Here is an 11,633-nt window from a genome sequence, read left to right as displayed (position 1 = left end):
CGTTCTCCTTGGTTGTGCGGGTCAGAACTTCTCGAAGTACTCGCGGTGCTCCCAGTCGGTCACGCCGTTGACGTCGGCCTCCCGGTCGGGGTTGCTCGCGACCCACTCCTCGTACCGCCCCACCTCGAAGCGCTTCATCGTCACCAGGTAGTCGATGAAGCTGCTGCCGAAGGCCTCCCGGAAGAAGGAGTCGCTCTCGAGGGCGTCGATCGCGCTGCCGAGCGACTGCGGCAGCTGCGGCACGTCGGCCGCGTAGGGGTCGATGCTCGCGGCGCCCGGGGCGGTCTTGCGGCGGATGCCGTCGAGGCCGGCGGCAACCTGCGAGGCGATGTAGAGGTACGGGTTCGCGCTCGGCTCCCCGACGCGGTTCTCCACGTGAGAGCTCGGGTCGCCGGGGTTGGAGATGACCCGCATGAGGGCGGCCCGGTTGTCGTTGCCCCAGGTGAGCCGGTCGGGGGCCAGGGAGTACGGACGGCGACGACGGTAGCCGTTGACGGTCGGCGTGGTGAAGACCGAGGCCGCCTGCGCGTGCGCGAGGGTCCCGCCGATGTAGTGCATGCCGACGTCCGAGAGTTCCTGGCCCTCCCCCGGGACGAAGGCGTTGGCGCCGGTGACATCGTTGAGCGAGGTGTGCAGGTGCCACCCGCTGGCGTAGAAGCCCGCGATCGCCGGGGTGCACATGAACGACGCCAGGTGCCCGTTGCGCTTGGCGACCTGCTTGACCGCCATCCGGAAGAGGGTCACCGAGTCGGCCGCCTCCAGACCGGGCAGCACGTCGAATGTCGACTCCACCTGGCTGGGTGCCCACTCGTCGTCGGTGGAGCGCAGCGGCAGCCCGAGCGCCTGGACCGCGCGACGGATCGGGCGCAGCTGCTCGTCGATCTCGTCGAGGTGGTCGTCGAGCAGGTAGCTGTACCCGCGGGCGACCGGCGCGACGATCGGGGCGTCGGCGGCGATGCCGGGTGCTCCGAGCGAACCGTTCACCACGTTGTCGTCGAGCAGCCGGGTGAGGTACCACTCGATCTCCAGACCGGTGACGAGGTCGTACCCCTCGCTCTTGAGGTCCGCGAGGGTGCGCTTGAGGATCGAGCGCGGCGAGAACGGGAACGGGGACCCGTGGCGGGAGTACAGGTCGCACATCACCCAGCCGGTGCCCTCGGCCCACGGCAGGACCCGGAAGGTCGGGATGTCGGGGACCATGACGACATTGGGTGAACCCGCCAGCTCGGGGATGCCGAAGCCACCGTCGGGCGAGAACGGGTTGAACACGATCCCGTTGGCCGTGTCGAAGAAGTACGGCGCCATGGTGATCTCGATGCCACCCTTGAGTGCGCTCTCGAAACCGTCGCGAGACATGCTCTTGCCGCGCAGCTGACCGTGCTGGTCGGGCCAGGTCATCCGGATCGCGTCGAGACCGAGCTCGTCGATCCGCGCGAGGAGCTCGCTCGCCGCGGCGCGCTGCTCCTCCGAGTAGATGCCGTGCCGCTCGATGAAGTTGCTGGTTGCACTCATGTGGGTCTTCTTTCGTGGGGAGATGGGTCGCCGTCCGGCCGCAGGTGGGCCGGCTACCGGTGGGTCGAAGGGGGGAGGTCCAGCCAGCCGCCGATGAGGGCGGCCGCCGCGGCGCGGGAGGTCGGGGCGGCGGCCTCTGCGTCGGCGAGCATGGCGTCGACGTCGAGCCCCGCCGCGCGCAGCTTGGGGCCCTCCCGGGCGATCAGGTCCCGGATGCCGTCCGGGGAGATCTCGGGATGGAACTGCACCGCCAGCGCGCTCCCGAGGGACCACGCCTGCGGGTAACGGTCGCTGGTGGCGAGGATGTCGACCCCCGGCGGAGGCTCGAAGGTGTCGCTGTGGAACGAGAAGAAGGTCCCGTCCATGGCATCGGACAGGGGGTGCTCGACGTCGGTGCGGCGCACCTGCGTCTGCCCGTACTCCAAACCCTGCGTGCCCGGCACCGCCGCCCCGCCGAGCACGTGCGCCAGGATCTGCGACCCGAGGCAGATGCCGAGGGTGGGGGCGCCCGCGTCGATCGCGGCGCGGATCCACTCCATCTCTGCGACGAAGGGAGGATTGTCCAGCTCGTCGTACACGCTGGTCGGCCCGCCCAGGACGACGACCCGCTGCGGGTCGTCGGGCAGGGTCTCGCCGCCGAAGGTGTGCACGATCCGGTGCGGCATCCCGCGAGCGTCGAGCTCCTCGATGATCCACGCGACGTCGGGGGTGTCGATGTGGCTGATGATGATCGTCTCGTCGGTCACCGGGTGTGCTCCACCGTGGTGTGCCAGGGGCGCCAGTGGTCGACCTCGGCGAGGGCGCCGAGCAGCCCGACGGCCTCGTCCCGGTCGACCGCCACGAAGCTCTCGTCGGGGACGACCTCGTAGACCGAGTGGTCCCAGAAGTGCATCGCCCGGACCTGGACGGCGAGCTCGTCGAGCGCGACGAGGCGCCGTCCCTGGCGCTCGACGACGGCTTCGAGCGCGGCGCACCGGTGGCGCAGACGTTCCGTCTCCGACCGCAGCTGTGCGATGGCGTCCTGCAGCTCGTCGGACATCACAGCACCAACGTGAGGTTCTCGTGGCCGTGCTCGGAGTCGAGCAGGTTGGTCTGCTTGAGCACGATCTCCCAGCCCTCCCCCTTCGGCCGCAGCACGTGGCCGCACCATCCGGAGTAGAGCTTGGTGACGCCGGCGCGGAACTCGGTGACCAGGACGTTGGAGCGGATGAACCGCAGCCCGCTGGTGGTGTCGTCGAGGACCTCGACGTTGGTGATCAGACGACGGGTGCGCGATCGCGGGATCTGGCAGTAGGCCAAGCCGGTGCGCAGCCAGTGCACCCGGTCGGTGAGCCGGCGGCGGTCGTCGAAGGCGTGGCTGACCTCGCGACGCGGGTCGCCGGAACCGGCGGTGATCGGCACCCAGTAGAGGCAGTCGTCCGAGAAGAGGTCGATCCACTCGTTGAACCGGCCCTCGTCGACGTACCGCGCCTCCCGGTGCAGGTAGGCCGCCGCTTCCGCGGTCGTCGTCGGGTCGGCGATCGGCCAGTCCTCGCCGAGGGTGGCGACGAACCCGGTGAGCCGCTCGTACCAGACCTCGTCGACGTGGTACGACCAGCGGGAGGTGTCCGAGTAGTCGGTGGCGGTCATCGGCCGGCTCCTTCCATGAGGCGGGTCCACTCGGCGTAGTACCCCCGCATGTGCAGCTCGTCGGTCACGGGGCTGAGTCGGCGACCGTGCTCGTCGGTACCGTCCCAACCATCGACACCGAGCCCGCGGTTCATGAGGATCCACTCGACCTCGCCGATCCCCAGGCCGATCTGGGCCTCCTCGAAGTTGGCCTGGTCGTCCGGCTCACCGAAGGCGGGGAAGTCCTCCTGGGTGCGCATGCGCATGGTGTTGACCAGCTCCGGGACACCCTCGACGGTGCTGGCCCACCAGACGAGCTCGGTCTGGTCGATCGCCAGCGGTTCGACGACCTGCACCTGGTTGCCGATGATCAGCAGGTTGGGGAAGATGCTGAGGTTGATCATCGAGCCCGAGCACAGGTCGAGGTACTGGTCGGCCTCGTCGGGGTACCGCTCCCGCAGGGTCTCCTCGATCCACTCGCGGCCCGGCTGGGGACGCTGGTTGCGCCAGATGTCGCCGGGGGCAGCGAAGTTGGTGCGCTGGTCGATGACGCTGTGCCCGTTGCCGAGCTGACGGACCGTCATCGTCCCCTCGTCGGGGCTCTTGCCGAAGTAGGCCATGTCCTTGCTGTCACCGAGGCGACCGGCCATGTCGAGCAGCGAGCGGTGCGAGAACGCAGGGTGGTACCCGTCGCCGGCGTTGTCGAAGGCCAGCTTCCAGTTGCCGCGGTAGGCCATCCGGTGGGCGGCGCTGCGCAGCTGGACCTGGCCGGTGGGCGCACGGTCGATCCAGTAGTCGAGCCATTCGGTCGCGCCGGCGAGGTGCTCGGTCAGCGACGGCGCGTCCATCGAGAGGGTGCCGAAGATGAAGCCGCGGTAGGACTCGACGCGCGGGACCGCCGTGAGACCGAGCTCGGACTTGTCGAAGTCCTCTCCATAGCCCCCGGGCCAGGGCACCCCGACCAGCTCGCCGGTGTTGCGGAAGGTCCAGCCGTGGTACGGGCACTGGAACTGCTTGGCGATGCCCGAGTCCTCGCGGCAGACGGTCGCGGCGCGGTGGGAGCACCTGTTGAACAGTGCCCGGATCTCGCCCTTGCGGTCGCGCGTGATGAGGAGCGGGCGGAGGCCGAGCTTCGCGCGGAAGAACGAGTTGGGCTCGGGGAGCTGGCTCTCGTGGGCGAGGTAGACCCAGGTCTGCCCGAAGATCACCGCCATCTCCCGGGCGAAGACGGTGGGGTCGGTGTACAGGTCCCGATGGACCCGGTCGGGCTTGACCAGGTTGGACCAGGACCTCGTCGAGGTCTCACGCGTGAGGGTCATGCAGGCTCCTTGTCAGGCTGACGACCGAAGGGGTTCGTCACGGCCGGTAGGCCTATGACGGTGTCCCACGTCCGGCCCGGCGTAAAGGAAGAAAACTTGCCGTAAGGGGGAGCGGAACGGTCGGGTGCCTGCCGGCCGGCACCGAGTAGCCTGCAGGCAGTCGTCTGGTGAGCGAGAGGTGGCTGCGCGATGATGCGCGGAACTGGCGAGGACCCGAGCTCCCCTGCGCCCCAGGGCAATTCGCCTCCCGTCGAAGTGCGCCCGCTCGACCCTCGACTCAACCGCAAGGTGCAGAGCGCGGTCCAGCAGATCTCGACCTTGCTGACGGAGTCCATCCTCGACGGCTCGTTGCGTCCCGGTGACCGGTTGCCCTCCGAGGACGTCATGGCCGAGAACCACGGAGTGAGCCGACCGACGATGCGCCTGGCGCTGCGAGCGCTGCGCGTCAAGGGGGCCATCCGGGTGGTCCGGGGGCCGAAGGGAGGGCACATCGTCGAGGACATCGACCCCGCCGTCATCGCGGACGGGTTGAGCGGTCGGATGAGCCTGGCGCTCGACGGGGCGGAGCTGACCTACGACCAGATCTCAGAGGTCCGCGACGAGCTGGAGCTGTTGTCGGCGCGGCTGGCCGCGCAACGCCGGACAGACACCCAGCTGGACGACCTGCTGGCACTGGACGAGCAGCTCGGGCTGTCTCCGGCGGACCGGGGGGGCGGCCTGGAAGATGCGGTGCGGTACGACATGCACTTCCACCGACGGTTGGCGGAGTGCAGCAACAACCCCCTGCTCGTCGCCTTCGCGAGCGGCTCGATCATCGCCTTCCAGGACCGCGACATCGCCCCTCTGGGCCTCGACGGCGAGAAGCTCCTGGTGCACCTGGACCTCGTCCGGGCGGCCGTGGTCGCCGGCGACCCGGTTGCTGCCGAGGCCGCGATGGGCCGCCACCTGGCCGACGCCCGTCCGCCGCGCGCGCGGTTCGAGGCATCCGAGTAGGCGCGAGGCGCCCCTGCCGGAGGGACCTGCCCGGCTGGCGGCGGGTGGTCTCAGCCGAGGCCTGTGGCCCGGGGAGAGACCGCGGCAGCGGCCTCACACAGCCGCTCGGCGGCGTCTGCCAGTTTCTTGCGCGTGAGGGACTGGGCGTTGACCGTGACGGACAGTGCCCCGACACCGGTGCCGGACCAGCCGCGGATCGGGCAGGCGATGGTGCGGGTCTGTGGACCGGCCTGGTCGGAGACCAGGTATCCCTGCTCGCGCGCCCGGGCGAGGAGCACCGCGAGTCCCGCACGAGCGTCTTCCGGCGCCTCGTCCGCCGCGAGGCGGGTCGCGTCGGCTGGGCAGAGGATGTCGTCGCACTCGGCGGCCGACATCGACGCCAGGACCACCTGGCCCTCGACACAGGTGTATGCGGGGCAGCGGGTACCCAAGCCGCCCACCCGGTGTGCCGTCACGTCCCCGGTGCGGTACAGGACGACGATCCATCCGCGCGGGACGTACTGGCTCACGCTGACGCAGGCGTAACCGGCCCGTTGGAGCTGGTCCACCTGCGCGCGCGTCGCCTCGACCAGCCCCATCCGCTCGAAGGCCTGCGCCCCGAGCCACGCCTGGGCCGAGCCGAGCTGGTAGCCGCCACCCGGCAACGCTTCCAGCATGGAGACATGCGCGAGGGTGGCGCAGAGCGAGTGACAGGTACTCCGTGGGATCCCCGACCGGGCGGCGATCTCGCGCACCGTGAGCGGGCCCGTGTTGGGTCCGAAGACCCTCAGCACCTGGTAGGCCCTCAGGACTGACTGCACAAGCTCTGCCATCTGGCGTCCTCCTGCATGTCGGCACCACGCTGTGCCGCTCCGGGACGGGCGCGAAGGGGGACGCGTCCATGCCGTAGGAAGCAGGGTAGGACTGCGCCCGAGGACTGGCCAAGGCCGTGTCCGGCTCTGGGGGACACGGCCTTGACCAGTCGGCCCGGGTCAGGCGCGCAGGTGCGCCGTCGCCGCCTCGTCGAGGCGGCCGTCGTCGGTCACCTCCACGCCGTAGTCGCGCCGGGCCGCCGCAGCGGAGATGTACCCGCGCCGGACCTCCAGGGCGACGAGCTCAGCCGAGCGCTGTCTCGGGTCGCCGTATCCGCCACCGCCCCCGGCCACCTGCCGGTAGATCGTGCCCTCGGGCAGATCGGAGACGAGATCCTTCAGCTCCGGCGTGATGACCGTGCCGTCGGGCAGGATCAGCTCCAGCTCGTTCGGCGAGCCGTTCAGGCCCCCTCGGAGACCGGCCGCAGCCGTCTCAGGCGTATCGCCGTCGCCGAAGACACTGGCCTGGATCCCGCCGGTGGTCAGCCGCATCCGGGTCTCGACTCCGAGGCCACCGCGCCACTGACCTGCGCCGGCCGAGTCCGGCACGTACTCGAACCGCTCGAGGAAGACCGGGTTGGTGTGCTCGAACATCTCGGGGTCCTGGGCACCGAGGGCTCCGCCAGAGGCGATGAGGCCGATGTGGTCGAACCCGTCGGCGTCCTGGGTCCCACCCCCGCCTCCCTTCAGGGCGTTGATGAGGATGTCGACGAAGGGCTGGTCACGACGCGGGTTCCAGCCGTTGATGATGGTGCCCAGCAGCGGGTTCCACCCGGCGGTGACCCGGGAGGGGAGGACCTCACTCAGGGCCGCCATGATGACCGAGCAGATCTGGTCCGAGAGGTGGTTGCCGAACCCGGAGGCCGCCGGGTACGAGCAGTTGAGGATGGTGCCCTCCGGGACGGACACGTCGATGCAGCGCATGATGGCGTCGTTGTGCGGGACATCACCCTCGACGAGCATGAAGAAGGTGATCATCACCGAGGACAGGGTCACGGCCAACGGCGCGTTGACGTACCCGGGACCCTGGGCGCTGGTGCCGGTGAAGTCGAACTTCATGTGGTCGCCGTCGACGGTGATCTCGACCACGATCTCCATCTCGGCCTCGTGGTCGAAGCCGTCGTCGTGGCAGATCCACGACGACGCGTACACACCGTCCGGGATCGAGGCGATCATCCGGCGGGTGAGCAGCTCCGTGGAGTCGAGGACCTCCTCGACGACGGTCTGGAAGGTCGGCAGGCCGTACTTCTCGACGAGCCGCTCCAGCTCCCGCTCACCGACGGTGCAGGCACCGATCATGGCGGTGACGTCCTCGGCGACGACGTCCAGACGCACATTGCCGAAGATCAGGTCCCACACATCCTCACGGATCTCACCTGCCTCCATGACCTTCACCGCAGGGATGCGCAGGGCCTCCTGCCACAGGTCCGTCGCCTTGGGGTTGTACGAGCCCGGGACGGCTCCACCCACATCCGCCTGGTGTGCCGAGATGACGACCCACGCGAAGTGCTCGCCCTCGTGGAAGACCGGCTTGAGGATCTTCCAGTCAGACGCCTGGTTGCCACCGGTGTAGGTGTCGTTGTGCAGGAGCGCGTCCCCGCGGGCGACGCGGCCCTTGAACTTCTGGGCGATGTGCCGCATGGCCGGGGCGGCGGCGTACCCGAGGATCGGGATGTACTCGGTCTGCTCCAGGAGCCGCCCCTCGATGTCGTAGATGCCGAGCGAGAAATCGCGGCCCTCGACCAGCAAGGGCGAACGTGCGCTGCGTTCGACGACGCGGCCCATGCGCTCACCAACGGCACGCAGCCGGCTGGAGATGACGGAGGTGAGGATCGGGTTGGTCTGTGTCGTTTCCATCGGTTTCACCGGGCCCCTTCCAGGCTCGCCGTCGCTCGCAGCTCGTCGAGCGAGCGACCCTTGCGGTACATCACATAGCTGCCGCTCGCGTGCAGCGCGAGGTTGTAGTCCTCAGGCACGAAGATCGTGGTCTGGGGCTCCTCGACGACGCACGGACCGGTGAGGTCAGCGCCGGGGACGAGACGGTCTCCGTCGTAGATGTCGACCTCGACCAGGCCCCCTTCGCTGCGCAGGTAGACGGCGCGCCTGCCGCGGTGGGCGTCGACCTCGTCGCCGCCGACGACCGGTGCCGCGGCGATTCCGTCTCTGCGACCGATGGCCGTCACGCGCAGGCTGAGCATCTCGATCTCGGCAGCCGGGTTGGCAAAACCGAAGAGCTCCTCGTGGCGGCGGTGGAAGGCCGTGCTGATCTCGGTTCGCGCGCTCTCGTTGCTCGCAAAGGCCGTTGCGGGGAAGCTGAGGATGATCTCGTGGTGCTGCCCGGCGTACCGCAGATCCGCGGACACGACGATCTCACGTCGGTCGTCGGGGGATCGTTCGTCATCGAGCAGCGCGTGCCCCTCCTCGACCATCTCTGCGATGAGGGCCGTGGCAGCCTCGTGGTCGAGATCGGACACCACCGCGTCGAAGCTGCGCACGAAGTCGTGGCGCAGGTCGGCCATCAGCATCCCTGACGCGCAGATGACCGAGGACAGCTTGGGGATGAGCAGGAAGGGGATGTCCAGCTCGTGGGCGATCATGCCGCTGTGCACGGGACCGGCCCCGCCGGCGACCACCATCGGGAACTCCCGCGGGTCGTGGCCGGCCTCGACAGAGACATTCTTCGTCCCAGCGGCCATCGCCAGGTTGACCATCTCGTACATACCCGCAGCCGCCTCGACCACGGTCAGACCGAGGGGCTCGGCGATGTGGGTGCGGATGGCGTCCTCGGCGAGGTCCTTGCGCAGCTTCATGCGACCGCCGAGGAAGGTGTCCGGGGCGAGGTAGCCAAGGACGAGATCGGCATCGGTCGTGGTCGGCGCAATGCCACCGCGGCCGTAGCAGGCCGGTCCGGGGTCGGCGCCGGCACTGGCCGGACCCATCCGGAGCAGGCCGCCGTCGTCGATCCAGCCGATCGAGCCGCCGCCGGCCCCGATGGTGTGCACCTGGGTGGTCGGAAGGGCGATGACGTGCCGGTTGATCTCCCCTTCGCGGGTCACCTGCACCTCACCGTCGGTGACGAGAGAGGCATCGAAGCTCGTGCCGCCCATGTCCACCACCGTGCAGTCCTCCATGCCGAAGGCGGAGACCGCTGCCAGGCCGGCGACCGGCCCGGCCGCGGGACCGGACATCGCGATCGACGCCGGCAGGCTCCCGACAGCGGCGGGCTGGGCGACGCCGCCGTTGGACTGCATGATCATCAGGGTGCCGACGAAGCCGCTGTCGGCGAGCTGGTCCACGAGGTGGGTCATGTACCGGGCGACGACCGGGCCCAGGTAGGCATTCATGGCGGTCGTGCTCACCCGCGGGTACAGCCGCATCTGGGGCAGCACCTCGGAGGAGACCGACAGGAAGGCATCGGGGAGCATCTCGCGGACGACCTCGGCCGCACGCCGCTCGTGCTCGTCGTTGCGGTAGGAGTGCATGAAGCACACCGCGACGGCATCCACTTCGGCCTCGGCGAGCTGCTGGACGGCCGACTTCAGGCTTTCCTCGTCCAGCGGGGTAACGACGCCACCGTCGACGTCGACCCGCTCGGTCACGGTGGCGCGCAGGTCACGGTGGATCAGCGGCGCGGGCGCGACGTACTTGTTGTCGTAGAGGTGGTCACGATCACGGATACCACGGCGCATCTCGAGGATGTCGCGGAATCCCTCGGTGGTGAGCAGACCCGTGCGCGCCCCGTTGTCGGTGAGGACGGCATTGGTGGCGACCGTCGTGCCGTGCACGATGACCTCGATCTCAGCGAAGAAGTCGTTGACCTCTCGACCCAGGAGCTCGGCCAGTTCGCTCAGTCCGGTGAGCACGCCGTCAGCTGGGTTGGCCGGGGTCGTGGGTGTCTTGTGCGGGGTGAGCTGTCCTGCGTCATCCGTGACGAGCAGGTCGGTGAAGGTTCCCCCCACGTCGATGCCGACGAAGTAGGTCATCAGATGGTCCTCTCGATGGGGCGGATCTCTTGCGAGATCTGCGAGATGGTCTCGGCTCCGTCGGGGCCGAGGATGTAGGTGTCCGCGACGCTGGCGCCGACGGTTTCGCTGGGGTCGGTGAGGTTCGGGTGAATGCTGATGACCATCCCTTCGGCCAGAGGGGTCTGATCACCGCGGGTGATGACCGGGGTGTCGTGGTCGATGCCGACCCCGTGGCCGTGCCAGATCCCGGGCAGAGCGCCCAGCTCGGCGGTCTCCGCCTCGAGTGCGGTGGCGACATCGGCGGCGGTGGCGCCGACGGTCAGCGCGTCCTTCGCGGCGGCGTGGGCGCGCAGGCAGGTCTCCCCATACTCCCGGCGCAGTCCGTCGACGGCGCCGACGGTGAAGAGCCCGGCGCGCTCGACCCAGCAGCCCGTCGGGCCGGTCGCCTCGACGTACACGCTGACCAGGTCCCCGCGCTGCAGGGGCTGCGCCGACGGCCAGTCGAGGAAGTACGGTCCGGTGCCGATGAAGATGAGCAGCTCACGGGCACCCGCGCTGCGGACCGCGCGGGCCATCTCGCCGTAGAGGTCCCATCCGCTGACGCCGGCAGCGGCGTGTGCCATGAAGGCCTCGATGCCCACATCGGCCACCCGTCCGGCCAGGCGCACATCGGCCAGCTCGGCCTCGGTGTGGATGGTCTTGATCTGCTGCAGCAGATCGGTGGCATCGCTCATCCGGGCCATCGGCAGAGCACCGCGCAGCGCGTCCCATTCGCCCGCTGGGATGATCTGCCCGACCCCGACCACGCCGATCCGGGCGCTGCCATGGCCCTGCTCGGTGAGGACCGCGGCAACGCTCGCGGGGACGACATTGCCCTCCCCCACGACATCGCCCTCGCCGGCGACACGGGTGTCGAAGCCGTTGGCCTGGCGGGAGAAGTAGGCATCGGACCGGGTCGACATGACCACGATCGGCTCACGGCCCGGCGTGACGACGGCATAGCCGTGACGCACGACCGGGCAGTAGCCCGTGAGGTATTCCAGGTATCCCCAGTGGGACACCAGCCCGCGCCCGGCCACGACGAGGGCGTCGATCCCCTGGTCGGCCATCGCCGCCCAGGTCGCCTGGAGGCGGTCGTCGAGGCGGCCAGCCAGCTCGTCGCCGCGGTGCGGGCCCGGCGAGCCGGAGCCATGGACTGAAGGTTTGCGAGTAGTCGTCGTTGACATGACCGGAACGTTAGGAACCAGCTCGGGGTAACCCAACAGCCGTGTCCGGGAGGACCGGACGTGGCGCTGTGAGCCGGTGACCGCCCGGCGCAACGCTACCCCGCATCCCGCTCCCTCCTGATCTCAGGACCGGAGCGTCCACCGGATGAATGGAGTCAT

At 69.4% G+C, this 11,633-nt stretch carries 10 protein-coding genes; 1 reads left to right on the top strand and 9 read right to left on the bottom strand.

Annotation, left to right across the window (positions count from 1 at the left end; all coding sequences use genetic code 11):
* Window positions 1-21: 21 nt before the first annotated feature.
* The 5 genes from ABC138_RS13750 to ABC138_RS13730 are packed head-to-tail and all read right to left on the bottom strand — an operon-like array spanning window position 22 to window position 4,439.
* On the bottom strand, window positions 22-1,512 hold the full coding sequence (locus ABC138_RS13750; RefSeq protein WP_068328268.1) for a glutamine synthetase family protein: 1,491 nt from the start codon (window positions 1,510-1,512) through the stop codon (window positions 22-24).
* 53 nt (window positions 1,513-1,565) lie between these two features.
* Window positions 1,566-2,258: a gamma-glutamyl-gamma-aminobutyrate hydrolase family protein gene (locus ABC138_RS13745; RefSeq protein ID WP_068426353.1), complete on the bottom strand. Its 693-nt coding sequence runs from the start codon at window positions 2,256-2,258 to the stop codon at window positions 1,566-1,568.
* Window positions 2,255-2,551: a hypothetical protein gene (locus ABC138_RS13740; protein ID WP_068328263.1), complete on the bottom strand. Its 297-nt coding sequence runs from the start codon at window positions 2,549-2,551 to the stop codon at window positions 2,255-2,257. Before ABC138_RS13740 ends, ABC138_RS13745 begins: the two co-directional genes overlap by 4 nt.
* Window positions 2,551-3,141 (bottom strand): aromatic-ring-hydroxylating dioxygenase subunit beta, encoded by a 591-nt coding sequence (locus ABC138_RS13735; RefSeq protein ID WP_068328260.1) that lies wholly within the window; start codon window positions 3,139-3,141, stop codon window positions 2,551-2,553. The genes ABC138_RS13740 and ABC138_RS13735 overlap by 1 nt, the downstream gene beginning before the upstream one ends.
* The gene (locus ABC138_RS13730) at window positions 3,138-4,439 is read right to left on the bottom strand and encodes an aromatic ring-hydroxylating dioxygenase subunit alpha (protein ID WP_068426354.1); all 1,302 of its coding nucleotides are present in this window, start codon (window positions 4,437-4,439) and stop codon (window positions 3,138-3,140) included. The genes ABC138_RS13735 and ABC138_RS13730 overlap by 4 nt, the downstream gene beginning before the upstream one ends.
* 255 nt (window positions 4,440-4,694) lie before the next feature.
* Here ABC138_RS13730 and ABC138_RS13725 point away from each other — a divergent pair, with 255 nt between their 5' ends.
* The gene (locus ABC138_RS13725) at window positions 4,695-5,432 is read left to right on the top strand and encodes an FCD domain-containing protein (protein WP_345914038.1); all 738 of its coding nucleotides are present in this window, start codon (window positions 4,695-4,697) and stop codon (window positions 5,430-5,432) included.
* Between the two features lie 50 nt (window positions 5,433-5,482).
* Here ABC138_RS13725 and ABC138_RS13720 read toward each other — a convergent pair whose 3' ends face one another.
* From ABC138_RS13720 to ABC138_RS13705, 4 genes are all read right to left on the bottom strand, one after another.
* Window positions 5,483-6,244: an IclR family transcriptional regulator C-terminal domain-containing protein gene (locus tag ABC138_RS13720; RefSeq protein ID WP_345914037.1), complete on the bottom strand. Its 762-nt coding sequence runs from the start codon at window positions 6,242-6,244 to the stop codon at window positions 5,483-5,485.
* Window positions 6,245-6,403: 159 nt separating this feature from the next.
* Window positions 6,404-8,140 carry a hydantoinase B/oxoprolinase family protein gene (locus ABC138_RS13715; protein ID WP_345914036.1) on the bottom strand — a complete coding sequence of 579 codons (1,737 nt, stop codon included), beginning with the start codon at window positions 8,138-8,140 and terminating at the stop codon, window positions 6,404-6,406.
* 5 nt (window positions 8,141-8,145) lie between these two features.
* Window positions 8,146-10,266 (bottom strand): hydantoinase/oxoprolinase family protein, encoded by a 2,121-nt coding sequence (locus tag ABC138_RS13710; RefSeq protein WP_345914035.1) that lies wholly within the window; start codon window positions 10,264-10,266, stop codon window positions 8,146-8,148.
* On the bottom strand, window positions 10,266-11,474 hold the full coding sequence (locus ABC138_RS13705) for a M24 family metallopeptidase (RefSeq protein ID WP_345914034.1): 1,209 nt from the start codon (window positions 11,472-11,474) through the stop codon (window positions 10,266-10,268). The genes ABC138_RS13710 and ABC138_RS13705 overlap by 1 nt, the downstream gene beginning before the upstream one ends.
* Window positions 11,475-11,633: the final 159 nt, after the last annotated feature.

Source organism: Janibacter sp. LM, from assembly GCF_039631275.1.
In the GTDB taxonomy this organism is placed as follows: Bacteria; Actinomycetota; Actinomycetes; order Actinomycetales; family Dermatophilaceae; genus Janibacter; species Janibacter terrae.
This window is presented reverse-complemented; position numbering and strand designations above follow the sequence as displayed.

What these genes read in the sequence shown, in the direction of transcription:
- ABC138_RS13735 (WP_068328260.1), bottom strand. Translation starts at nt 3,141, where the DNA reads ATGACCGCCACCGACTACTCGGACACCTCCCGCTGGTCGTACCACGTC.
- ABC138_RS13715 (WP_345914036.1), bottom strand. Translation starts at nt 8,140, where the DNA reads ATGGAAACGACACAGACCAACCCGATCCTCACCTCCGTCATCTCCAGC.
- ABC138_RS13720 (WP_345914037.1), bottom strand. Translation starts at nt 6,244, where the DNA reads ATGGCAGAGCTTGTGCAGTCAGTCCTGAGGGCCTACCAGGTGCTGAGG.
- ABC138_RS13730 (WP_068426354.1), bottom strand. Translation starts at nt 4,439, where the DNA reads ATGACCCTCACGCGTGAGACCTCGACGAGGTCCTGGTCCAACCTGGTC.
- ABC138_RS13750 (WP_068328268.1), bottom strand. Translation starts at nt 1,512, where the DNA reads ATGAGTGCAACCAGCAACTTCATCGAGCGGCACGGCATCTACTCGGAG.
- ABC138_RS13710 (WP_345914035.1), bottom strand. Translation starts at nt 10,266, where the DNA reads ATGACCTACTTCGTCGGCATCGACGTGGGGGGAACCTTCACCGACCTG.
- ABC138_RS13705 (WP_345914034.1), bottom strand. Translation starts at nt 11,474, where the DNA reads ATGTCAACGACGACTACTCGCAAACCTTCAGTCCATGGCTCCGGCTCG.
- ABC138_RS13740 (WP_068328263.1), bottom strand. Translation starts at nt 2,551, where the DNA reads ATGTCCGACGAGCTGCAGGACGCCATCGCACAGCTGCGGTCGGAGACG.